This window comes from Vibrio sp. Vb1554 (assembly GCF_033344235.1).
Window position 1 is genome coordinate 21,162 of sequence record NZ_JAWPOJ010000019.1, and the last position, 22,313, is coordinate 43,474.

21 protein-coding genes are annotated in these 22,313 nt (G+C 46.3%); 9 read left to right on the forward strand and 12 right to left on the reverse strand.

The window, feature by feature from the left end; translation table 11 throughout:
- Positions 1–162 precede the first annotated feature (162 nt).
- Positions 163–1,038 carry a LysR family transcriptional regulator gene (locus R8N28_RS15940; RefSeq protein WP_065275128.1) on the forward strand — a complete coding sequence of 292 codons (876 nt, stop codon included), beginning with the start codon at positions 163–165 and terminating at the stop codon, positions 1,036–1,038.
- Between the two features lie 68 nt (positions 1,039–1,106).
- On the opposite strand, the gene R8N28_RS15945 is transcribed toward R8N28_RS15940, so the two are convergent.
- The 5 genes from R8N28_RS15945 to R8N28_RS15965 form a co-directional block, all read right to left on the reverse strand.
- Positions 1,107–1,976, reverse strand: coding sequence for a LysR substrate-binding domain-containing protein (locus tag R8N28_RS15945; protein ID WP_065275127.1), 870 nt, complete (start codon positions 1,974–1,976; stop codon positions 1,107–1,109).
- Between the two features lie 196 nt (positions 1,977–2,172).
- Entirely contained in the window at positions 2,173–3,153 is a 981-nt protein-coding gene (locus R8N28_RS15950; RefSeq protein WP_065275126.1) for an OmpA family protein, read from the reverse strand.
- A 454-nt stretch (positions 3,154–3,607) separates the two neighbouring features.
- A complete protein-coding gene (locus R8N28_RS15955) occupies positions 3,608–4,732 on the reverse strand; it encodes a M14-type cytosolic carboxypeptidase (RefSeq protein WP_065275125.1) in 1,125 nt (374 codons plus the stop codon).
- Between the two features lie 113 nt (positions 4,733–4,845).
- Positions 4,846–6,246, reverse strand: coding sequence for an FAD-dependent oxidoreductase (locus R8N28_RS15960; RefSeq protein ID WP_065275124.1), 1,401 nt, complete (start codon positions 6,244–6,246; stop codon positions 4,846–4,848).
- Positions 6,247–6,464: 218 nt separating this feature from the next.
- Positions 6,465–6,824: a DUF3316 domain-containing protein gene (locus R8N28_RS15965; RefSeq protein ID WP_064369428.1), complete on the reverse strand. Its 360-nt coding sequence runs from the start codon at positions 6,822–6,824 to the stop codon at positions 6,465–6,467.
- A gap of 412 nt (positions 6,825–7,236) precedes the next feature.
- Here R8N28_RS15965 and R8N28_RS15970 point away from each other — a divergent pair, with 412 nt between their 5' ends.
- Positions 7,237–8,163, forward strand: a complete 927-nt coding sequence (locus R8N28_RS15970; protein ID WP_005384371.1) for a VirK/YbjX family protein — start codon at positions 7,237–7,239, stop codon at positions 8,161–8,163.
- Positions 8,164–8,175: 12 nt separating this feature from the next.
- Positions 8,176–8,727: an outer membrane beta-barrel protein gene (locus tag R8N28_RS15975; protein WP_005374044.1), complete on the forward strand. Its 552-nt coding sequence runs from the start codon at positions 8,176–8,178 to the stop codon at positions 8,725–8,727.
- 68 nt (positions 8,728–8,795) lie between these two features.
- On the opposite strand, the gene R8N28_RS15980 is transcribed toward R8N28_RS15975, so the two are convergent.
- The 5 genes from R8N28_RS15980 to R8N28_RS16000 form a co-directional block, all read right to left on the reverse strand.
- Entirely contained in the window at positions 8,796–9,701 is a 906-nt protein-coding gene (locus R8N28_RS15980) for an EamA family transporter (RefSeq protein WP_065275123.1), read from the reverse strand.
- Between the two features lie 66 nt (positions 9,702–9,767).
- Positions 9,768–10,472, reverse strand: a complete 705-nt coding sequence (gene phnR, locus R8N28_RS15985; RefSeq protein ID WP_005442366.1) for a phosphonate utilization transcriptional regulator PhnR — start codon at positions 10,470–10,472, stop codon at positions 9,768–9,770.
- Between the two features lie 9 nt (positions 10,473–10,481).
- Positions 10,482–12,206 (reverse strand): putative 2-aminoethylphosphonate ABC transporter permease subunit, encoded by a 1,725-nt coding sequence (locus R8N28_RS15990; RefSeq protein ID WP_065275122.1) that lies wholly within the window; start codon positions 12,204–12,206, stop codon positions 10,482–10,484.
- A gap of 8 nt (positions 12,207–12,214) precedes the next feature.
- On the reverse strand, positions 12,215–13,321 hold the full coding sequence (locus tag R8N28_RS15995; protein WP_065275121.1) for a putative 2-aminoethylphosphonate ABC transporter ATP-binding protein: 1,107 nt from the start codon (positions 13,319–13,321) through the stop codon (positions 12,215–12,217).
- A 325-nt stretch (positions 13,322–13,646) separates the two neighbouring features.
- On the reverse strand, positions 13,647–14,657 hold the full coding sequence (locus R8N28_RS16000; RefSeq protein ID WP_005384363.1) for a putative 2-aminoethylphosphonate ABC transporter substrate-binding protein: 1,011 nt from the start codon (positions 14,655–14,657) through the stop codon (positions 13,647–13,649).
- A gap of 266 nt (positions 14,658–14,923) precedes the next feature.
- Between R8N28_RS16000 and phnW the strand changes: the two genes are divergently transcribed.
- The 3 genes from phnW to phnX all read left to right on the forward strand — a co-directional run bounded on the left by phnW (position 14,924) and on the right by phnX (position 18,338).
- The gene (phnW, locus tag R8N28_RS16005) at positions 14,924–16,027 is read left to right on the forward strand and encodes a 2-aminoethylphosphonate--pyruvate transaminase (RefSeq protein ID WP_005432490.1); all 1,104 of its coding nucleotides are present in this window, start codon (positions 14,924–14,926) and stop codon (positions 16,025–16,027) included.
- Between the two features lie 26 nt (positions 16,028–16,053).
- A complete protein-coding gene (locus R8N28_RS16010; RefSeq protein ID WP_065275120.1) occupies positions 16,054–17,433 on the forward strand; it encodes an aspartate aminotransferase family protein in 1,380 nt (459 codons plus the stop codon).
- An 89-nt stretch (positions 17,434–17,522) separates the two neighbouring features.
- Positions 17,523–18,338 carry a phosphonoacetaldehyde hydrolase gene (phnX, locus tag R8N28_RS16015; RefSeq protein WP_065275119.1) on the forward strand — a complete coding sequence of 272 codons (816 nt, stop codon included), beginning with the start codon at positions 17,523–17,525 and terminating at the stop codon, positions 18,336–18,338.
- An 86-nt stretch (positions 18,339–18,424) separates the two neighbouring features.
- Here phnX and R8N28_RS16020 read toward each other — a convergent pair whose 3' ends face one another.
- On the reverse strand, positions 18,425–19,453 hold the full coding sequence (locus tag R8N28_RS16020) for a LacI family DNA-binding transcriptional regulator (protein WP_005442357.1): 1,029 nt from the start codon (positions 19,451–19,453) through the stop codon (positions 18,425–18,427).
- Positions 19,454–19,701: 248 nt separating this feature from the next.
- On the opposite strand from R8N28_RS16020, the gene R8N28_RS16025 reads away from it, so the two are divergent.
- Genes R8N28_RS16025 through R8N28_RS16035 form a run of 3 tightly spaced genes read left to right on the forward strand, consistent with a single transcriptional unit; the run spans position 19,702 to position 21,757 of the window.
- Entirely contained in the window at positions 19,702–20,145 is a 444-nt protein-coding gene (locus R8N28_RS16025) for a PTS sugar transporter subunit IIA (protein ID WP_025768034.1), read from the forward strand.
- A gap of 58 nt (positions 20,146–20,203) precedes the next feature.
- Positions 20,204–20,491, forward strand: a complete 288-nt coding sequence (locus tag R8N28_RS16030) for a PTS sugar transporter subunit IIB (RefSeq protein ID WP_065275118.1) — start codon at positions 20,204–20,206, stop codon at positions 20,489–20,491.
- 9 nt (positions 20,492–20,500) lie between these two features.
- The gene (locus R8N28_RS16035) at positions 20,501–21,757 is read left to right on the forward strand and encodes a PTS ascorbate transporter subunit IIC (protein WP_005384349.1); all 1,257 of its coding nucleotides are present in this window, start codon (positions 20,501–20,503) and stop codon (positions 21,755–21,757) included.
- Between the two features lie 191 nt (positions 21,758–21,948).
- Here R8N28_RS16035 and R8N28_RS16040 read toward each other — a convergent pair whose 3' ends face one another.
- A complete protein-coding gene (locus R8N28_RS16040) occupies positions 21,949–22,311 on the reverse strand; it encodes an ATPase (protein WP_065275117.1) in 363 nt (120 codons plus the stop codon).
- Positions 22,312–22,313 lie beyond the last annotated feature (2 nt).

Here is a 22,313-nt window from a genome sequence, read left to right on the forward strand (position 1 = left end):
ACCAAATGGAAATCCATGCTAATAAACTGATGTAACCAAGAATAACTTATCGTTACCTTCAATAAATCAGGGATAAGGCAGCAACTTAAATTGACCGAGCGTTGTCTTTTCTTAAGAAATTCAGCGATATGATTTGTCGACAAAAGCCAAGCGAGAGAATGTATGAGCGTTAATCTGGATATTCAAAACATTTTGGTATTAAAACGGATGTATGAGCTACGTAACGTCCGGTTAGTCGCAGAATCACTCGGTAAAACGTCAGGAGCAATCAGCAAAAATCTGACTAAGATGAAAACTCAGCTCAATGATCCGCTATTCGTTCAGACCAAAAATGGCTTTGAACCAACAGCTTTTGTGGAAGCGAACATTGCGCATTTTGAGCAAATAATCAACAGTATTGATTCCATCAAACCACAGCATTTTTCACCAGCTCATTTTGACGGTTCAATCACTATTTATGCCAACACATTGTTTTGGGAGTACTTTGGTGACAAGTTTTACTTGGAGTTACTAAAGCACGCCCCAAACGCAAAATTCTCATGTTTGCGCTGGGGTAGCGAAGCAAAAAAACGATTAATTGACGGTGAAAACGCCATTGCGATTCATTACTTTGATGAAGATCTGCCACAGTCAATTGTTCAGACCGAACTAGGGCGAGGAAAAGCGGTATTTTTTGTTCGAGAAGATCATCCCGCTCAAAACTCCCAAGAACTAGAAGAATACCCTTTTATACTTTTTAAAACGCCGGGATGGAACGACTACCGATACCCAGTGTTAGAAAGGCTCAAACATATGGGTTTTAGAACCACGCCTAAAGTGGAAATTGAGCATCCAGCGATGATTAAAAAAGTGCTTCTGCAAACGAATCATTTTGGCATAACGATGAGTGGACATGTTCCTAAGGGTTGCCGGAGTATCGCGCTTCCTGCTGGGCTAGAGCTTGATGTTCGCTACGTGATGAGCTGTCGTCGCTCTCAACAGCAAGCTCCGGTAAATCAGTGGTTATTAGATGTCATTAAGCATGTCGCTCAGTCCTAGACTGATGACTTGCTACTGCTAATAATAGCCAAACCACACATGCGCTCTACTTACTCGCTGAACGAACATTAAAGACTCTGTATTAACCATTGAGCAAAGGTGTTTACGTGTGATTTTTCGGATGCTCGAACCATCATATAATGTGCACCAGAACTTGGCATATGCCAATTTCCAGCCTGGACTAATACGCCCTGTTGCAGCTCATCCTCAACAAGAAAGTCTCTTACCAGCAACACGCCAAGTTGATTCATCGCAGCATGAATAGCAAGCAATGAGTGTTCAAACTCGGCGACGACTTTGCTCACCTTCCCTTGATAACCTTGGTGCGTAAGCCACTCTTGCCAAGATTCATGATAACCGCCAGTACAAATTTTAGGCGCTTTAGCTAACTGCAAGAGGTCATTTATCGGGTTTAAATGCATAAAGCCGGGGCTTGCGACAACGATCCAGTTTTCTTGGGTTAATCGTATGGCTTCTTGCTCTTGCCAATCTCCATCTCCGTTAATAATTTCGATATCCGCAATCGCACTGGCGCTTGGAACTGTATTAGCAGTAGTCGAGATTTTAAAGGAGATGTCTGGGAATTGTCGCTGAAAATCAGCCAATCTTGGCATTAACCACTGAGAGCAAAAGCTGTGAGCGACATGTAAGTTAACTTGCGTATTCTTGGGACGAGTAAATAAATGCTGCGTCGTGGTCGATAATGTTTGAAGCACATGATTAACCACAGGCCAGTATTCTTGTGCGGAGCAGGTCAGCGTAAGGTGAGTGCCCTTACGCTCGAATAACGTCGCATTGAGCTGTGACTCTAGCGATTTCACCTGTTGGCTGACGGCCGCACGAGTCACATTTAGCTCCTCTGCGGCTTTTGTAAAACTCTGTAGTCGCGCCGTGGCTTCAAAAGCTCGGAGCAAATTGAGCGGCGGTAAACTTTGCATATCATTCTCCCAAACACTTGGCTGTCATGCTATGAACTGGTGATGACAAATTGATGAAGGTGCTGAGTTTACGTATGTTGAGCACATGTCAAAGCGTCCCGATATAACTATGTTTCTACACAACTACTTAGTTAAGCGGGATCAAAAAAGCCAGCGTGATACACGCTGGCTTTTGGAACTTTATCTTAAGCAGGAATTATTCTGCTTTTTCAGTTGTTTGGTATTCAAACGCAGGAACAACCACTTCAACACGACGGTTCATTTGACGACCTTGACGTGTTTCGTTGCTTGCCACTGGGTTAGCTTCACCCATGCCTTTCACTGTCATACGCTCAGCCGCAATACCTTTTGCTTGGAACTCGTCAGCAACGGCTTTCGCACGTTTTTCTGTGAGTTGCTTGTTGTAAGCAGCAGAACCTGTCGTATCGCTGTAACCCGTGATCTCAACTTGAGCTTGTGGGTAAGTATTCATCAAATCAACGGTACCAGAAAGGTTCGACGCGTCTTTCACTTCTGCACTTTCTAAGTCGAATTGTACTGTCGCTGTTGTTTGAGCAGGGTAAACATGATCTACAATGCGTGTTGCAGGACGTGCTTCTACTACCTCTTCAACGGCTTTTTCTTGAACGACAGGCTCAGAACCAAACTTGTAGTTGAAACCAATACCGAAGAAATCTGAATCCATGTCTTCAATTACATCATCAGACATATCTTGGTAGCGTTGGTATTCAGCACGTAGGCTCCAGTTGTAGTTGATTTGGTATTCAGCACCCAGAGAGCCAGTTGGTACGAAATCTTTCTCGTCACCAGCCATCATGTATGCAGCACCAACTTTCGCGAATAGATTCCAAGAATCCGTTAGCGGTAGGTTAAATTTAGGAGCAAGCGTCAACGCCCAAAGATCACCATCAACGGTGTTTAGGCCAGGCTTTTTGAAGTTTGCAGTGAAGTCACCAAGGTAATCAACACCATACTCTGCTGCAACGTACTTGTTGAAGCTGTAGCCTAAGTGCATAGATGCTGCAAAACTGTCGTCGTCACAAGGTTCGTTTAGGTAACACGCATCGTTTAGAGAGTTGTAACCTATTTTACCGCCCATGTAAGTGTCAGCAAGTGCAACGTTTGAGATCACACCACCAGCAAGTACAGTAGCCACTGCTATAGCGATTTTTTTCATTATTCTTTTCCTTTTTCTTGTACACAAAGCAACACATCGCGGCAGCATACTGCCGTAAAATATGAAGCCGTAACTTTCTCTTTTCTTCGAATAGAAATAGCTAAATAGCGTAGGAAAGAATCAAAAATGATATTCAAACGCCAATGACGTAAAACGGAAAAAGGTAACCTCAAGACCATCTATTCATGAGCTTCATCCGCATACCCAACCGAAAAACAAAGTTCGTTGCGTTGGTTTAGCCATAGTCAATTCGTTGCGGAGAATATCACAAAGAAGCCAACTTTCTGTGACGCAAATCACCATAAAAAGCCACTTTCTCAAATTTAAGAATCATCATTTAAGCTTGTGAATGGCAACAAATTTTTACAGGGGAGCGTGGATCTGGAGAGCACAAAAAAACAGCTCATTTAAATGAGCTGTTTTCGAAATAATGAAAAAGCGTTAACTCGTCGAGCTAAATTTTATCCGCTACGGTTAACGTTGCAGCTAATACATCTTGCCCAAACAAAACACTACGCTCAGGAGACCAACCGTAAAGTGGATCTGGGTGATTGTTGTTATCTTTAAATGGCATTTCGATTGTGTAAGACAAGCATTTGAACTGCTCTGCAACCCAATTTGAACCGACCGTCAAATTCGCTTTACCAGGCTCATCTTTATCGTAACCAATCTCATCTTGGAACTCTGGCGTAATAGTCAGTAACGCTTGCTTAAATGATGTCTCTAAAGCGGCAAGATTTTCATCGTAAGAAGGAATACCTTCTGAGCCAGCGACGAAGTTATACGGAATCGCTTCATCGCCATGAATATCTAAAAACATGTCAACACCCGTTTCCAGCATGCGCTGACGCACAAGGTAGACTTCTGGGCTCTTTTCCATTGATGGCGTTTGCCATTCACGATTTAGGTTTACGCCTACTGCGTTGGTACGCAAGTGACCGCGAATACCACCGTCTGGGTTCATGTTTGGTACGACGTAAAGCACCGCTTTTTCAAGCAATGCACGCGCAACCGTGTCGTTTTCATCTAACAGACGTTGGATCATACCTTCCATGAACCATTCCGCCATTGTCTCACCTGGGTGCTGACGTGCAATCATCCAGATTTTCTTTTTACCTTCTTCTGGCTCACCGAAAGTAAGCAAGCTCATGTCGTTGCCGTCTAATGTGTGGCCTAGTGTTTCAAGTTGGCAATGGTGCGTGCTTTGTGCCATGTGTAACAAGTCTAAATGACGATCGTACGTGTATGGCGCAAAGTACGCGAAGTAAATTGAACTGCGCTCAGGGATTACAGTGAAAGTCACCGTGTCGCCATCGAACTCTGCCGGTACTCGGAACCATTCTTCACGATCGTAAGACGCAACCACATCGTAACCTTGCCATCCTTCTGGATAAGCCGATTTAGCCAAATCAAGCAATTTGATGGTGTGCGATTGCTCAGCTTCTGTCTCAAGACGGAAGTGGAACCACTGGTAGAATTCCGACATATTGTCGTTAGGAATTTTGAGTTGGATGTCGTTTTTGTCGTCCGCTTTCACTACGTGAATGCTGCCGCTATCGAAGTTGCTGAATACTTTCATTTTATGACTCACCTTTTAAATCTGAGCTTGAAAGACAGAGGCTAACACAAGGCTTCATCGCGCCCCAATGACTTTCACTGCAAACTGTCTCGTTTGTGGCTAAAGTCTTCAGTTTAGTCAAGCTTATCCGCTTTGCCTGCTGGTCCTGCAAGTTTTGCTAGCCACTTATCCCAGATAAACGGCGTTTTCTCGTTATCTTCTGCTTCCTCTTTTCGACGTACCGCGTTGCGCACTATCATAGCCCCGGTCCAGCGAAGCGGTTCTGGTGGGAAATGCCCCAACGGCCCTTTGGCTAAACCGCTTTTCGTCCATTCATTATCGATTCCCAATGCCAACGAAGATAAGATTTTTCCGCCCATTCGAGTCTGCGCTACACCATTGCCTGAATAACCAAATCCGTAAAAGATATTGCTCTGTTTATCTAGCTCGCCGAAAAAAGGGAAACCAGTAGCAGAACGATCAGAGCCCCCCGTCCATGAATAAGCAAACTCCTCTCCTCTCAAATGAGGAAACAACTTATCGAACGACTTGCGCAGTAGACCTTGGTAGCGTGTTGGCTTGTTAAACATTGCGTCAACTTGGTTATTGAAAGAAAACTGATTGCCGCCTTTCCCCAACATCAAACGGCCATCTGGCGTATCTCGGTAATAGTGGACGAAGATACGTGAATCCAACACGCTAAAACCTGCCTGCCAACCAGATAGAGGTAGTGAATCACCAAGCGGCTTGGTGATCACCATGTCGGAAGAAACCACCACGATACTGTTTTTGAACTGTTTAAACTGCTCCACCATCCATGCATTTAATGCCAATACCACCTGCTGCGCTTGAATGTTTCCTTTAGGTGTACAGACAATGGCAGGTTTTCCATAATCTAGACGCGTCATCGGCGTGTTCTCATAAACTTCTACACCCAGATCAATAGCAACACGGCGTAACCCCCTCACTAATAATGCAGGTTGAACGCTGGCTGCAACTGGAGAGTGAAAGCCTTCTATATGTCGAGGTGAACCCGCATTGGCACGCAGTTCCTCCACCGAGCAACGACGCCAACTGTTCACTTCTAATCGCTTTAACTCGTCCACAACTGGCTGCATTCCCCCAGTTTGAGCCTGATTGGTTGCAGTGTAATAAACCCCTTTTAACGATAATTGCGCATCGATGTTGTGCTGCTGACAAAAGTCGTCAATCTCGAGCACTGCTTGTTCCGACTCTTTTACTAACCAAGCAGCATGTTCTTCACCGAATAACCGTTTCAATGTCGGGAACTTGGTAGACCAAGTCAACATACAACCGCCGTTTGCGCCCGATGCACCACTGCCACAAAGGCCTTTTTCAATCACGACTACCTTTTTTTCCGGAGATTGCTGCTTAATCATAATCGCGGTCCAAAGTCCGGTGTATCCGCCACCAACAATCGCAACGTCACTATTAATGTTCTGCTGTAACGGTTGTGGCGTTTCTGGTTGCTCAGCTTCAATTGCCTGCTTGAACCAATATGAATGATGTGTCATCGGGTATCCTCGTTAGTGCGTTACATCCATTTCCGCAAACACTTTACAAACGATGATGACAATCAACGAGCAAGAAAATCTAACGCTGAGCGATAGAAAATGTTGCACTGAGAGTGTGCGAATTTTCGCTTCCAACAAAAACAAAATGGGGAGCTCGTGGCTCCCCAAAACAAACAGCAAAAATATTACTGGTAAACAATTCGAGTCCGTCTTACTGGTTAATATTTACCGGTATCACGCATGCGGTACTCGTATTGAACATTGAGAATAGGCTGGTAAACAACTTGCCCGTCACTTTGCAAGAACTCATTTACCATGACTTTTGAGTCAGTGATAGAAAACGATTGGCGATCAACATACGTTGTAAGGCTCGTAAACTCATCACGGAGTTGTCCAGATGATTTATTTTGGTAGCTTTGGATCATGTCTCGGCCCATTTCATAAGCCGCTTGTTTGCTATCCATTACGTCGCCATGGATAGTTTCGGTATCGTTTGTCCAATGATAACCACCAGCAAGAGCCATAGAAGGTGCAGCAATCAGAGCAATCGTACTTGCTAAAGTTGTTAAGCGTTTCATAAACCTCTCCTTACTTACCTTTACATCGGGCCAAAATTGGCTCGATACTTATAAGGTACGTATAAAGACCTAAAACACGTCAAAACAATTTCAAATAATGTTCAATTTTCGTTCAACTTATTTCACATTAACTTAGCAACTCAACGTCATATTCAGCCGACATTCGCATTTTCTTCCTTTTGAACAATGGGTTTCAACCTGACACTTCCTTACCAAACCATACAATACCTAAGGTCAATTTTCTCTTAGAATTCCAGCAAAAGAACACCGTTCAAAACCTTACACAAACGTCGGACACAGCAAAAACCACCTCTTTTCAGTCGTGCTTTGCATTCCTCCTTTTCGGGTTCTTCGCTGCTCGTCCGTCGGTTCTTAATTTTCGCTATTGAGCACAAGTTAATCTGGAGTGAAAATGACCGCGAACAAATCCATTTTTTACCATAGCAAATCGATTTACTCAGATGATTATGCTGATGTCTACAAGCCAATTTGGACCTACAGAGCTAAGTTCATCTTACGTGCGCTTTATTACAAACGTGCGTTTAAGCACCTTTCAGACAATATTGAATCGTCATTGTTAGAGTTGCTTTGTACACGTACGCATCGATTTTTAGAGAAGCCGTTTCGTCCGTATATCATCAAAAACAACTCAGCGTTCGATCGTTCTAACTTGGTGGTTGATCACTACAAAACGATTTCAGAACTGTTTTCTAAACAAACAATCGAAGAAATCTACACAGACTCGAAAGGCCTAACATTAGCCTCTTTTGAAATTGACGAAATACTGTACTCGGTGAGATTAGTATACGAAGCACGTTATCAAAAAGAAGGCGACATGAGCCTAGTGCTGCACAGCGCTGAAGATGGCAACTTCTACACGCTCTCTTTTACGCTCGGTCACATCGAATCTGGACGCAGCATTATGATTGGCGGCTTACAAGGACCGCGAAGCAGTGAAGAAAACAACGCGAAAATTAAAAAGCTAACTCGTAAGCTTTACGGACAGAGACCAAAAAGCTTGATGGTGAGCTTGCTCACTTTGCTCGCACAAATTTGGGAAGTGAACACGATTCTAGCAGTGAAAACGCAGTCCCATACTTACGCAGCTAAGCGCTACAGCAAAGGGCGAATCAAAACGGATTACGATGCACTCTGGCAAGAATTGGGCGGCACCGAATACAATCGTCATTTTTACTCAATTGATGTAAATGCACCCCGTCGAGATATCGAAGGCATGTCGCGCTCTAAGCGTTCGATGTATCGTCGCCGTTATGAATGGCTAGACAACACCAAGATCACTTTCGAACAAATATTAAAAGGCGAGCAAGCTAAAAGCTAAGGAGAAGCGTTCATGCGTTATTCATTCATTACTGCTTTAGTGTTGTCGGCTTTTTCTTTGTCAGCCAATGCAGAAACCAGTGAGCACATCATAGGTACAAACATTGGCTATGGCGATGTGAACTACGATGCTCCGACAAGCAAAGAATCAGGCGACATGTTCTTAGGTGAAATATATTACCGCTACATGCCAACACATAACTTTGGTATTGAAGCAGGTTATAAAGGCGCGTTTGACGGTATCGGCTCGATACTCGTGAGTCCGATTTCAGAAGTCACCGATACGAGCTTCTCCGGACCTCGCTTGAGTGGCTATGCTAGCTATCCTCTGGGTTCAGGTTTCGAACTGTACGGCAAGGCAGGTGTCACTCTCTACACTCTCGAATACACTTATAAAGTGAACGGTCAGAGCAAGAACATCGAACACTCAAGTGTCGGAGGTGAAGCGGCTGGCGGTATCGGCTGGAGCTATAAACACTTTGGTTTGAATGCAGAATATGTGTACTCAAAAAACAGCGATTTTGACTCTAGTGGCGTGATGTTTGGTGCGCAACTGCGTTTTTAAACAAGGCTTACAAGTTAATACAAAAGGCAGCGAGAGGCTCATTCGCTGCCTTTTTTCGTGAATATAGGTCAATACGCAAGCGCGAGAATGATCCCCGCCACGATAGAAGTAACGCCAAGCCCTCGGGTGAGATACCATTTCTCAGACAGAAACCAAATCCCCATAAACAATCCAAACACAATACTGATTTGCCTTAGTGCTACGACCAAACTCACGTTGTCGGTCATGGTCATCGCAAACAGCACCAAGCCGTAGGTGGATGCCATCATTACCCCTGCCATGCTGGCTGTTTTTCGGATATGCCAGGCTGTCTTAATCTCATCTGGTTTGCCCGTAACCAAGCACCACACAAGGGCAGGAATACCAATTGCCCAAAACTGCACGCCCAAATAGAAGATTGCACTGTACTGATCATTCAAGATCTCTGATGCTTGTCCTGTGAGTAAACTCAGCGCTTCTTTATCAACCACGGAGTAACCCGTTGTGCCTATTGCGGCAATTAATGCCCAGAACACACCGACATTCAAATAAGAGCTCAGCGTCATCTGACGAAAGTTCGTCAGTGGTACCAGCATACAACCAAGGGTTATCAGCAAGAATCCAAGCCACTGCTGACTGGATAATTCATGCCCTAATGCCACACTGATTGCGCCGACCATCATCACAGGCAACGCCCGAGCAATTGGATAAACCACCCCCACGTCTGCGTGCTTATAAGCGACAATCAAACCGACTAGATAGACCATTTGTGAAATGCCGCTAATGAACAGCAATCCCCAAAACTCACTCGGTAATGATGTCCAGCCAATGGTTGCCAAATACCAAATCAAATAAGGGGTAAGAATGAAACATGCTGAAAAGCTGGCGGCCATGGTAAACGCGAGCCCTGACCCAGAGTTGCTTTTTCCAAGGATATTCCAGCCCGCATGAAGAACAGCAGAAAAAACGACGAGACCAATCGCCAACAAATCCATTTCAATGTTCCTGTCTGAATAAAATAAAGGCCCCGAGATGGAGCCTTATATAATGAGAAAATCCACTTAACGATTGAGTTCCGCAAGAGATTCAATGCTGATAGCATCGTGTCGCCAATACTCGATATCGCAATCAATCAACTCACCGTGCTGGTTGTAGTTGATGCGCTCCACCACCATCGCTGGCGTGCCGGCTGTCGCGCGCAGTGCTTGAGCCATTTCACCCAACAAAGTGCTGGTTGAAATGCGGTAGCGAATCTTTTGATATGTAACGCCATAATGATCGCGATAAATGTCCGTCAGTGAATTTGATAAATCGTAGTCCAACAGGTTCGGAAACAGCTCTGGGCGAATGTAGTTTGTTACGAATACCACAGGCCTGTCTTCAAGGTATCGCACACGGTCAACTCGATACACATCCGAGAAAGGCTGCAAGTCCAGCAAGCGCGCCGCTTGTTTGTTTGCCAACGTTCCTTTTGCTGCGACCAACTCTGTTTTTGGCACACGATTTTGCGCTTTCGCCATGTTCGGGAAGTTTAGCGTTTGGGTAGGGTCGTAACGCAATGGCTCAGGTGAGATAAACCAACCTCGGCGATCTTCGCGATAAATTCGACCTTCCGCTTCTAGCAGTGATAAAGCTTCACGCAGAGTGACGCGTGTAGTATCGAACGACTCCGCCAACTTACGCTCTGCTGGCAGTTTTTGACGCGGCGATAGCATGCCCGCTTCAATCTGTTCAACAATCGAATCTTTAATTTTTACGTATTGCACGAAGTGTCCTTATCTTTTGCGCCAAGCTTGTGTGCGATTTTCTAACAATTTACCCAAAGTCATCTGAACAATCTTCGCAATTGCGGCAGCAATCATGATCATGACAGCCATTGCCGCTGCAGCGCCAGTTTGACCTGCATCGTCCATATTCAGAATCGAGACCGAAGCCGGAATCGTATCGGTTGAGTAAAGGAATACTACCGCAGAAGTGGTGGTCAATGCATTAACAAACAAGTAAGTCGCAATGTCCAAAATCGCAGGTAAACACACAGGTAATGTCACTTTAAAGAACAACTTGTATTGAGGAAGCTTCACCGATGCTGCTGTGGCTTCAATCTCCGATGGCAACTGCTTTAGCGCTGTCAGGGCGGTCATGTGACCCACTGTGTAGTAATGCACTACCGTGTTAATCACCAAGAACGCCATGGTGCCATAAAGCACATTCAGAGGATTGTTCGCATCGTTGAAGTAAAAGATGTAACCCAAGCCAAGCACCATACCCGGTACCGCCATTGGCACCACGCTAAGCATTTGCATCACTTGACGAATTGGACCAAACGCACGCCCTTTCTCAATGCAGTAAGCACCGACAAAGATGATTGCTGTACCAATAACCGCTGTCCAACCTGCCAGCGTTAGCGAGTTGAAGAATGGGCTCCAACCGTAGGTGCTCATTTCAGCAAAGTTGTAGTTGTTTAGCGTCAGCGCTTTGTTCCAAGGCCAGAACGTAACTAACGAGCCATACACCGCCATACCAAGTACTGCCAGCACTACGATAGAAATGATGCTGCAGTAAACCAAACAAATGCTGTCGCGCGCTTTGTTGGGTTCTGGCTGATATGGCACCGAGCGAGTGTCAAATAAGCTCTTTTGTTTTTTCTGTACCCAACGGTCTGCGCCGAACGCCATTACCGCAGGAAATAGCAGCATAATGCTGGTCACCGCACCCATGGCAAAGTTTTGCTGTCCCACAACTTGCTTGAAGATGTCAGTCGCCAGAACGTTATAGCTGCCACCAATCACTTTCGGCACACCAAAGTCCGTGATAACCAGCGTAAAGACGACGATAAGCGTACTGATCAAACCGTATTTCGCCGCAGGTAACGTCACCATAAAGAAGGTTTTGATGGGCGAAGTTTTCAGTGCGCGGGCTGCTTCATAAAAGCGAGCATCAGAAGTGCGCAGCGAAGTGGTTAAGATCATCAATGCATGAGGAAAGGTCCAGAAGATCAACCCCATCGAGATACCAATCACGCCGTAAATCGAGTTTCCTAACAGCATCTCTTTGGCAATGCCTTGATTACCGAAAAGGAAGATCAAACTGATCGCCGGCAACAACGAAGGCGCAAGGATTGGCGCAGTGCCTAGGATTTGAAACAAGCCTTTAAACGGCATGCATGAACGAGTCAGCGCGTAGGCATAACCAAACGCAAGCACACCCACTACAGAGGTCACAATCACGCCCAAAGTGAAGGTGTTTCCCACCGACACCCACAAGCTTGAAGAGGAAAAGTACGTCGCAAAGTTTGCCAGACCGACAAATTCGCCATTGGCATTTTGCACACTCTTGATCAACATTGCCCAAAGCGGCATTAAGATGAACAGCACCATCATGGTCGACAAACTAGCGAGCAGACCGAACAACACAAGGTTGTCGCGGCTAACACGTCCGAGTAAGGATTTTGCTTTGTCTTGTGTGGTCAGGCTATTCATCGTCATTGTCTTCGCATCCATGTTTACACCTACGCTGCTAGCGCTTTATCAACCGAGGGCACGGCGTAACCATGCAGCCCTTCTTCAGCAAACTGGATGTAACGTACATCGCCCGCCTTGATATTGAGTTTTTGAACCGTTTCCACAGGCACATCCACTACGATGGCTTTCGTTGAGCTGTCGTTTTGCAATACGCAATCAATGCGGAAAAACGCCCCTAGAAACTCGGTTGCGGTAACTCGCACAGGTAAAGAGTTGGTGTAGTTTTCAACGAACTTGATGCTTTCAGGGCGCACCGCAAGGTCGAAGCAGTCACCTCGTTGAATCTTACGATTGGTCAAGCTTGGCGCTGGCATCAAGGTTTCGGCAATCCGTACTTGGGAGTCCGTAGCTACTGAGGTTTCTATAAAGTTCATGCTGCCGACAAACTCAGCAACAAAGCGCGTCGCTGGTTGTTGGTAGATCTCTTGAGGTGTGCCGACTTGCTCAATCACACCATGGTTCATTACCACGATACGATCCGCCATCGACAGCGCTTCGTCCTGATCGTGCGTAACCATGATGGTGGTGATGCCCAGCTTGCGTTGCAGCTTACAAATCTCGTCACGTAAGTGAACACGTACTTTTGCATCCAGCGCTGACAGCGGCTCATCCAATAACAGTAGACCCGGAGATAGCGCCAATGCACGAGCCAAAGCAACACGCTGCTGCTGACCACCAGAAAGTTGGTTAGGGAATTTCTCGCCAGAGGTTGGAAGACCAATGGTTTCTAACCAGTAATCCACTTTCTCTAACGCTTCTTTGGTCGACATACCTTGGTTCTTCAAACCCACTGCAATGTTCTCTTGCACAGTTAGGTTCGGAAACAGCGCGTAAGATTGGAATACGATGCCAAAGTCGCGCTTCTCTGGTGGTAGGAATGTGGTCTCTTGACCGTTTTGAAAAATCGCACCAGACGTTGGCAAGTCTAAACCTGCAATGGTACGTAGCAGAGTGGTTTTACCGCAGCCAGAAGGACCAAGAAAACAAACGAACTCGCCCTTTTCAATCGCTAGCGAGATTTTCTTTAACGCAGTGAACTGTCCGAATTGCTTCACTACATTTTCGATATTTAGGTAATGTTGGTTAGTTGACATAACACATGCTCCAAATGGTATATACCAATTTTAGTTTTGGAGTGTTACGTTCCAATGACAAATTTATAGCCAGAAGATGACAAATAGATGAAGGGCGATGAGGTTTGTTCAAGTGGTAATTAGAGATTCCCGACTCGCTCCTCCGTCGCTCTCGAGAATGACGTGGTGAGTGCAGATAGAAGCTCCCAACTTTCTTAAGTCCGTCACTCCAGCGAACCTAGGTGAGACTAGGAATCTACTTACAGCAAACTCTGAAATAACAGAGAGAACAAAAAATCCACCTCAACCGAGGTGGATTTCAATATTCAACTCAAAGCAAATTCAATTAAGATTTTGGCTCTGATTTCGCATCAAACTTCTCAGACCATGCTGCTAGAATCTCTGCACGCTTACTGCCCATTTGCGCGAAGTCCATCTTCGCCATGTTCTCTTGAACGTTCGGGAAGTTAGACACGGTCGCTTTCACTTCTTTATGTGCAACCACTGGGTACATTTCTACGTAAAGCTCGTTTGCCGCTTTAGAGATTGACCAGTCGACAACGCGCTTCGCTGCATCAGACTCTTTTACTAGACCAACGGCTTCTGATTCCCAGCCGATGCCTTTTGGTGTGATAACCGCTAGTGGTGCACCTTGCGTTTTCAGCTTCGCGCCGCGGCTCGCCATCGAAATACCGATAGCCACTTCACCCATACCAGCTTGAACACATGGCTTAGAGCCAGAGTGCGTGTAGTGTGCAATGTTCTTGTCTAAGTCACGCATGTAGTTCCATGCCTGATCTTCACCCATGTTTTGTAGCCAAGCAGAAACCTGCATGTAGCCAGTGCCTGAAGAAGCTGGGTTAGGCATTGCAATGTGACCTTTGTAAACCGGCTTCGTTAGGTCTTCCCAAGATGTTGGTTTCGGTAGGTTAAGTTGTTTCGCTACCGCTTCGTTGAAACAAACTGCGTTAAAGAACGCATCGTTACCGAACCAAGCTTGGTTTGATTGAGGGTCGTTTAGGTTCGCGTGCAGCTCTTCCAAACCTTTTGGTGTGTAAGGCTTAAGAAGACCTTCATCTTTAAGCAGTGCCATTGACGAGCCAGCAAGACCCCAAACCACTTCCGCTTGAGGGTTGTTCTTTTCTGCCAGCAATTTCGCCGTCATGATACCGGTTGAATCGCGAACCCACTTAATCTTTATATCTGGGTTATCTTTCTCAAACGCAGACTTGTATTTCGCAAGAATGTCAGTTTCGAAAGCGGTGTAAACCGTGACTTCCTGTGCTGCCATTGCATTCGTAGCTAGCAGAGAGACAAGTGCAGCCAGCGATCCTTTCATCAAACGGTTTTTCATCATTTCCTCCAGTTAATTTGGCCAAGTTATTATTTGGTCTGTACCAGTTGACGATATACACCCTACTGAGCCTTTGTGACGAATTCATGACCATTAAATGGCAGTTTTACGAAAATTTTCGATGAATAATCGTTCAATTGATCCACCATTTTCTGGATATTAAAGTTTTATGAAATTGGACATTCGCCTATTTACTGCCCTTTTCTTCCTCGCTAGAGTGAACTCGAAATTTGGTGTAGACCAACTAGCCTATTCTGATGGAAATCGAGATGAAAAACGAATACCTACTACTGACTCCAGGTCCTCTATCTACTTCTGAAACAGTACGTGAAGCCATGCTAAAAGACTGGTGTACTTGGGATGATGAATACAACAAAGACATTGTAGAAGTGATCCGCACTAAGCTTGTAAAACTGGCGACGGAGCAAGACGGCTACACTAGCGTACTAATGCAAGGTAGCGGCACCGCATCAGTAGAAGCAACGATTGGCAGTGCCATTGGCAAAGATGGAAAATTGTTGGTTGTCGACAACGGTGCTTACGGTGCGCGTATCGCTCAGATCGCTGATTACCTAAATATTCCATGCCATGTAGTTTCCCCAGGCGAAACATCACAGCCACACTTGAACGAGGTGGAAACTGCATTGGCATCGGATCCTGCGATCACACACGTGGCGATTGTTCACTGTGAGACAACCACTGGCATGCTGAATCCAATTGAGGCATTTGCTTCTGCGGCAAAAGCACACGGTAAAGTCGTGATTCTCGATGCCATGTCGAGCTTTGGTGGCATTCCTATCGATATCGCAGAGCTAGGCATCGATTTTATGATCAGCTCTGCAAACAAATGTATTCAAGGCGTACCGGGTTTTGGCTTTGTGATTGCGAAACAAACTGAGCTAGAAAAGTGCCAAGGTCAGGCGCGTTCTTTGAGCCTTGATCTTTACGACCAGTGGCACTGTATGGAAGTGAACCACGGCAAATGGCGTTTCACGTCTCCAACGCACACAGTTCGCGCTTTCTATCAAGCATTGCTAGAACTGGAACAAGAAGGCGGCATTGAGGCTCGTCATAACCGCTACCAAACTAACCAGAAAACACTGGTTGCAGGTATGCGTTCTTTGGGGTTTGAGCCGCTACTGAGTGATGACCTTCACTCGCCTATCATCACCTCTTTCTACTCTCCAACTCACAGTGATTACCAATTCAAAGCGTTCTACACGCGTTTGAAAGAGCAAGGCTTCGTGATTTATCCGGGTAAAGTATCGAACGCAGATTGCTTCCGCATCGGCAACATTGGCGAAGTTTACCCAGCAGATATCGAGCGCTTAATCGGTGCAATTGAAAAAGCAATGTACTGGCAAGTTGCGTAAAGCAGCCTTCTGATTGAGAAAGCGTTATGACTCAGAATATCAAACCGACTCATTTCCGCAGCGAAGGTGATGTCAACACGACACCAGCGCGCCAAACTTGGAATGCATCGATGGACGACGAACGCACGCAAGCATTATTGAAGCGTGACTCGGAAGTCTTTCTTCATCAAGCCATGTCGACGCCTTGCTTAGATACCTTGGAAGCAGCAGAAGGCATCTACATCCAAGATGCCACCGGCAAAAAGTACATGGACTTCCATGGCAATAACGTCCATCAGCTGGGCTACGGTCATCCGCATGTGATTAAACGTGTGCAAGAGCAAATTGCCAAACTGCCGTTTTCACCACGTCGTTTTACCAATGAAACTGCGATTGAATGTGCCGAAAAACTCACCCAAATCTGTGGCGGCGAATTGAACCGCGTGCTGTTTGCTCCGGGTGGCACATCTGCGGTTGGTATGGCTCTTAAATTAGCACGCCACATCACGGGCAATTACAAGGTGGTGTCGCTGTGGGATTCCTTCCACGGCGCATCATTGGATGCCATCTCAGTAGGTGGCGAAGCGTGTTTCCGCCAAGGTATGGGACCATTAATGGCAGGTGTTGAGCGCATTCCACCAGCCGTGTCTTACCGAGGCGCTTTCCCAGTAGAGGACGGCAGCGACGTGCATTACGCCGATTACCTCGAATACGTGATTGAGAAAGAAGGCGGCGTGGGCGCATTTATCGCAGAAGCGGTTCGCAACACGGATGTTCAAGTGCCGAGCAAAGCCTACTGGAAACGCATCCGTGAAATCTGTGACAAACACAATGTCATGCTGATCATCGACGACATCCCTAACGGTATGGGTCGCAGCGGTGAATGGTTTACCTACCAAGCCTACGACATCGAGCCAGATATGCTGTGCATCGGTAAAGGCTTGGGTGGTGGCTTAGTGCCTATCGCAGCCATGGTCACCAAAGACAAATACAACACCGCCGAGCAAATCTCCATGGGTCATTACACTCATGAGAAAAGCCCTATCGGTTGTGTTGCAGCACTGGCAACCATGGAAGCCATTGAACAAGACGGCTTGCTAAATAAAGCCAAAGCCGACAGCCAGTTCATGCGTGAAAAGCTGCTAGAGATGAAAGCCAAATACCCAGTGATTGGTGATGTGCGTGGCATCGGCATGTTATGGGGCATTGAACTGGTCACCGACCACGAAAGCAAAGCACGCGCGTATGACGAAGCGGAAGCTGTGCTGTACCAATGCCTCAACAACGGAGTGAGCTTCAAGGTATCGCAAGGTAACGTGATTCAACTCAGCCCACCGCTGATCATCACTCACGAACAGCTGACAGAAGCGTTGGCAATTTTCGAAGAAGCGATCGCCAAAGTGTGCAAAGACTTTAACTACTTCTAGGGTCAATAGACCTCAACAAACACCAATTGATTCAGAGCGCGGTTCCAATGTGTAGGCAGCGCTCTGGCAAGCAAGAAAAAGGATTGAACATGAGCAACTCACCAATTCAAGCAGTGATCTTTGACTGGGCTGGCACTATCGTCGATTTCGGCTCTTTTGCGCCAACCAGCATCTTTGTGGAAGCATTCAAACAAGGCTTTAATTTTGAAATCGACCTTGAAGAAGCGCGCGAACCAATGGGTCTTGGTAAGTGGGAGCACATCCAAGCAGTGGGTCGCATCCCTGCGGTTGATAAGCGTTGGAATGAGAAGTTTGGTCGCTCAATGACCAGCGAAGACATCGACGCTATCTACGCAGCATTTATGCCTCTGCAAAAAGCAAAAGTGGCTGACCATGCAGAGCCTATCTTAAATGCGATTGAAGTTGTGAACAGTCTGAAAGACAAAGGCATCAAGATCGGTTCTTGTTCTGGTTACCCTCGCGAAGTGATGGATGTACTGATTCCTGTTGCAGCGGATTACGGTTACAAGCCAGATTACGTAGTAGCAACGGATGACCTACCGCAAGGTGGTCGCCCTGCACCATTTATGGCACTGAAAAACGTGATTGAGCTGAATGTTACCGACGTTAATGCGTGTATCAAAGTGGATGACGCCGCACCGGGTATCGACGAAGGTCACAACGCCGGTATGTGGACCGTTGGCTTGCTGCTTTCTGGTAACGAAGCAGGTCTAACGTTTGAAGAATACCAAGCTGCGGACGGAGCAACACTTAATGCTGCTCGTGAAAAAGCACGTGAAAAATTGCTCAAGAGCTCGCCGCATTACCTAATTGACACCATTGCTGACTTCCCAGAAGTGGTTGCAGATATCGAACGTCGCCTAGCAGCAGGTGAGCGTCCTTAGCCGACAGTCACTATTCTCACGCATAAAAAAACCTCTCAACATCGAGAGGTTTTTTGTATCACGTATTAGTTTCTAACCAAATGAGGTTAGTTGATCGCAGTACTCGCTCGGCGTTTTAGCTTAAAGCCCATATCCGTTGCATGCTCTACAGGCTCACCTTTAATGGCTTGCAGTAACTTGTCTGCGGCTTTCGTCCCCATGCGTTCGTAGTCGAATTCCGCACAGGTCAAACTTGGATAGGCGTGCTCACCCATGGAAGAACCTTCCAAACAGATAATCGCAATGTCGGTCGGGACTTTCAGCACTCGGCGATGACACTCAAACAACGCGCCAATCGCAATCTCTTCATGGCTACATACCAAAGCATTCAAACTTGAATCGCGCAGCAATAGCTTTGCCAACCCTTCCGCACCCAATTGTGAAGATGGTGCTTCGTGCGTGGTTAAGAAATGATCCGGCGCAAGATAGTTCTCAATCATCGCGCTTTGCCAGCCGTGTAGCTTACGTTGCAAAGTGGAGTGATCGCCACGCGCACCAATGAAGCCCACGTTCTTGAAGCCTTGTTCAATCACATGCTTGGTACAGGCTTTACCCACCTCAAAATGGTCAACGCCGATATTGAGATAACTGGCTTTCGAACTTAACTCTGCAATTTCCAATACTGGCGTGTTCGAGGCTTCCAAAAGCTGATTGGTTCGCTGGCTGTGTTCATTACCAAACAACACCACTCCCGCTGGGCGGCTCTCAAGAAATGTCGAAAGCAGTTTCTCTTCTTGCTCTACCGAGTAATCACTGTAGCCAAGCAGCAACTGATAACCCGCTTTGTTCAACGCTTGTTGAAAGCTCGGTAAGAAAAGCGCGCACGCTTTTTCAAACAGGGAAGGAATGATAAGAGCGATGGAGTAACTTTCAGCAGACGCTAAAGCCCCTGCCGCTTTATTCGGGATATAGCCGAGCTCATCAACCACTTGTTGAATCTTTTCTCTCAGCTTGTCAGATACTAGCTCGGGCGTTCGTAATGCTCTCGACACCGTCATGGTGCCTACGCCGGCTTTTTTAGCGACGTCCGCCAAGGTGACATTGCCAGTACTTCTTCGTTTGCGAGGTTCGCTCATTGTTTTTATTTAGTGTTCTCTATTTTCTGCCGCGACATCTTACCACAGCGTTTTAGTGGTTTTGATATTAGCGCATTAGAAGTCGATCACAAGCATATGAAACTCGGATGACTGATAAAAATGGTAGCGCTATCACAATTTATGATAGCGCTATCAGATAGCGCTACCATTTGTGATCATTCTCAGGTTTTTCTGACAAATTGATCGATAAAGTACCCATCAACAAAACAACAAACCGGAAAGATCCAATGCTACGTGAACTGATTACCTCTGATGTGATTCGCATCCATTCTGATGCTACTGACTGGAAAGATGCGGTGAGTAAATCCTGTGAAGCACTGATTGAAAATGGCGCGATTGAGCCAAGCTACGTGGACGCTATTTACCGCTCACACGAAGAGCTCGGTCCTTACTACGTGGTAGGTCCTGGTATGGCAATGCCACACGCTCGCCCTGAAGATGGCGTTAACCGTTTGTCTCTTGCCATCACAGTGATTCAAAACGGCGTGAACTTCGATTCTGAAGGTAACGACCCAGTGAAAATGCTGGTTACGCTAGCCGCGACAGACAGTAACTCGCACGTGGATGCGATTTCTAAACTGGCTGAGTTGTTTATGAATGAAGAGCATGTAGAAGCCATCTGCTCCGCTCAAAACACACAAGATGTTCTCGCGATCATCGAAAAATACTAACTCCTGATGTGCCCTTCAAAATGGGCATACACCCCTATAAAAAGAAAAGGTCTGAATTATGAAAATTATGGTTGTTTGCGGTCACGGTCTTGGTACTAGCCTAATGATGGAAATGAGCATCAAAGGCATCGTGAAAGAATTGAATGTAAACGCAGAAGTGGATCATATCGATCTAGGTTCTGCAAAAGGTACGGATTGTGACATCTTCATCGGTACTAACGATATCGTTGAACAGTTGAACGCACTTGGCGTTGAACCTCGCATCGTTGCGCTTGATAACATGGTCGACAAAGTGGCAATGAAAGAGCGTCTATCTGTGGCACTTCAAGAGCTTGACGCTCTATAAGGTGGCGTTATGGAATTTTTCAGTTTCTTAATGAACGATGTCCTATCAGAGCCGGCGGTTCTGGTAGGTCTTATCGCCCTAATCGGCTTAATTGCCCAGAAAAAACCAGTCACTGAATGTATTAAAGGTACGGTAAAAACCATTCTTGGTTTCATCGTGCTTGGTGCAGGTGCAGGTCTAGTTGTGACTTCTCTGGGTGACTTTGCGACGATTTTCCAACACGCGTTCGGCATCACAGGCGTGGTTCCAAACAACGAAGCTATCGTCTCTATCGCGCAAGAAGCATTTGGTAAAGAGATGGCGATGATCATGTTCTTCGGTATGTTAGTGAACATCTTGATCGCTCGCTTCACGCCATGGAAATTCATCTTCCTAACAGGTCACCACACGCTATTTATGTCGATGATGGTAGCGGCGATCCTTGCTTCTAGCGGCATGAAAGGTGTTCCACTGATCGCACTTGGCTCTCTGGTTGTGGGCTCTGTGATGGTGTTCTTCCCTGCGATTGCTCACAAGTACATGAAGCAAGTAACAGGTTCTGACGACGTTGCGATTGGTCACTTCTCTACCCTTTCTTACGTACTAGCGGGCTTTATTGGCAGCAAGTTCGGTAACAAAGAACACTCTACTGAAGAGATGAACGTACCTAAGAGCTTGTTGTTCCTACGTGATACGCCAGTGGCAATCTCGTTCACCATGGGCATCATCTTTATGGTGACGTGTATCTTCGCTGGCGGTGACTTTGTGCGCGAAGTTAGCGGTGGTAAGCACTGGTTCATGTTCGCGCTGATGCAATCCATCACATTCGCCGGTGGTGTGTACGTTATCCTTCAAGGTGTACGTATGGTTATCGCAGAAATCGTTCCAGCGTTTAAAGGTATCTCAGACAAACTAGTACCAAACGCAAAACCTGCGCTTGATTGTCCGGTTGTATTCCCATACGCACCAAACGCAGTATTGGTTGGCTTCCTATCGAGCTTTGCGGCGGGTCTTTTGGGTATGTTCCTACTTTACGTGATGGGGCTTACTGTGATTATCCCTGGTGTCGTTCCACACTTCTTTGTAGGTGCAGCGGCAGGTGTATTTGGTAACGCTACAGGTGGTCGTCGCGGTGCAATCTTGGGTGCTTTTGCACAAGGTCTACTGATTACCTTCCTACCAGTATTCCTAATGCCAGTACTGGGTGACCTAGGCTTTGCTAACACGACCTTTAGTGACGCAGACTTCGGCGCCGTTGGTATCCTACTGGGTCTGATTGTTCGTTAAGTAGTTAGTCTGAATATGACTAGCTGATAACTGACTTGATTGATGCGGGAATAGGCTCATCGGCATCAATCCTAAAGAGTCTCTAGTCATAGCAAGCGACTGACTTTAGAAGAACCGGAGCATGAAAGAAAACAAACGCCCCGCACGTGAGGGGCGTTTTTCTTTTTGGTACTATCTTAAGAAAGTTTGGCTTATTGAAGCGTAGTTCCGTTAGATAGCAGCTTTCTTGTCGGCTCTTGCTCGGTGTATTCGACCGCATCGTGATCCGCGAGTTTATCGACTTCCGCCTGTTCACCCACCACAACCAACACGTGTTGTTTCACCAGAGCGTCGATCACTTCAATGTTGTGCTGACGAAGAAGCGCTCTCACTTCGCTCTCTTTCCCTTCATGATACTTAACAAAGTAACGTGCAGGTTGCTGCTCGGCTTGATCTTGGCGTTCATCCACGAGAGGAAATCCTTGATTGTTTGCCAAGCTGCTTGAGCTCAGTCCGATTGCCAATAGTGCGGTAGCGCCTACCACAGACAAAGAAAGTAAGGTCAACTTCTTCATAG

What these genes read in the sequence shown, in the direction of transcription:
- R8N28_RS15940 (WP_065275128.1), top strand. Translation starts at nt 163, where the DNA reads ATGAGCGTTAATCTGGATATTCAAAACATTTTGGTATTAAAACGGATG.
- R8N28_RS15945 (WP_065275127.1), bottom strand. Translation starts at nt 1,976, where the DNA reads ATGCAAAGTTTACCGCCGCTCAATTTGCTCCGAGCTTTTGAAGCCACG.
- R8N28_RS15950 (WP_065275126.1), bottom strand. Translation starts at nt 3,153, where the DNA reads ATGAAAAAAATCGCTATAGCAGTGGCTACTGTACTTGCTGGTGGTGTG.
- R8N28_RS15955 (WP_065275125.1), bottom strand. Translation starts at nt 4,732, where the DNA reads ATGAAAGTATTCAGCAACTTCGATAGCGGCAGCATTCACGTAGTGAAA.
- R8N28_RS15960 (WP_065275124.1), bottom strand. Translation starts at nt 6,246, where the DNA reads ATGACACATCATTCATATTGGTTCAAGCAGGCAATTGAAGCTGAGCAA.
- R8N28_RS15965 (WP_064369428.1), bottom strand. Translation starts at nt 6,824, where the DNA reads ATGAAACGCTTAACAACTTTAGCAAGTACGATTGCTCTGATTGCTGCA.
- R8N28_RS15970 (WP_005384371.1), top strand. Translation starts at nt 7,237, where the DNA reads ATGACCGCGAACAAATCCATTTTTTACCATAGCAAATCGATTTACTCA.
- R8N28_RS15975 (WP_005374044.1), top strand. Translation starts at nt 8,176, where the DNA reads ATGCGTTATTCATTCATTACTGCTTTAGTGTTGTCGGCTTTTTCTTTG.
- R8N28_RS15980 (WP_065275123.1), bottom strand. Translation starts at nt 9,701, where the DNA reads ATGGATTTGTTGGCGATTGGTCTCGTCGTTTTTTCTGCTGTTCTTCAT.
- R8N28_RS15990 (WP_065275122.1), bottom strand. Translation starts at nt 12,206, where the DNA reads ATGGATGCGAAGACAATGACGATGAATAGCCTGACCACACAAGACAAA.
- R8N28_RS15995 (WP_065275121.1), bottom strand. Translation starts at nt 13,321, where the DNA reads ATGTCAACTAACCAACATTACCTAAATATCGAAAATGTAGTGAAGCAA.
- R8N28_RS16000 (WP_005384363.1), bottom strand. Translation starts at nt 14,657, where the DNA reads ATGATGAAAAACCGTTTGATGAAAGGATCGCTGGCTGCACTTGTCTCT.
- phnW (WP_005432490.1), top strand. Translation starts at nt 14,924, where the DNA reads ATGAAAAACGAATACCTACTACTGACTCCAGGTCCTCTATCTACTTCT.
- R8N28_RS16010 (WP_065275120.1), top strand. Translation starts at nt 16,054, where the DNA reads ATGACTCAGAATATCAAACCGACTCATTTCCGCAGCGAAGGTGATGTC.
- phnX (WP_065275119.1), top strand. Translation starts at nt 17,523, where the DNA reads ATGAGCAACTCACCAATTCAAGCAGTGATCTTTGACTGGGCTGGCACT.
- R8N28_RS16020 (WP_005442357.1), bottom strand. Translation starts at nt 19,453, where the DNA reads ATGAGCGAACCTCGCAAACGAAGAAGTACTGGCAATGTCACCTTGGCG.
- R8N28_RS16025 (WP_025768034.1), top strand. Translation starts at nt 19,702, where the DNA reads ATGCTACGTGAACTGATTACCTCTGATGTGATTCGCATCCATTCTGAT.
- R8N28_RS16030 (WP_065275118.1), top strand. Translation starts at nt 20,204, where the DNA reads ATGAAAATTATGGTTGTTTGCGGTCACGGTCTTGGTACTAGCCTAATG.
- R8N28_RS16035 (WP_005384349.1), top strand. Translation starts at nt 20,501, where the DNA reads ATGGAATTTTTCAGTTTCTTAATGAACGATGTCCTATCAGAGCCGGCG.
- R8N28_RS16040 (WP_065275117.1), bottom strand. Translation starts at nt 22,311, where the DNA reads ATGAAGAAGTTGACCTTACTTTCTTTGTCTGTGGTAGGCGCTACCGCA.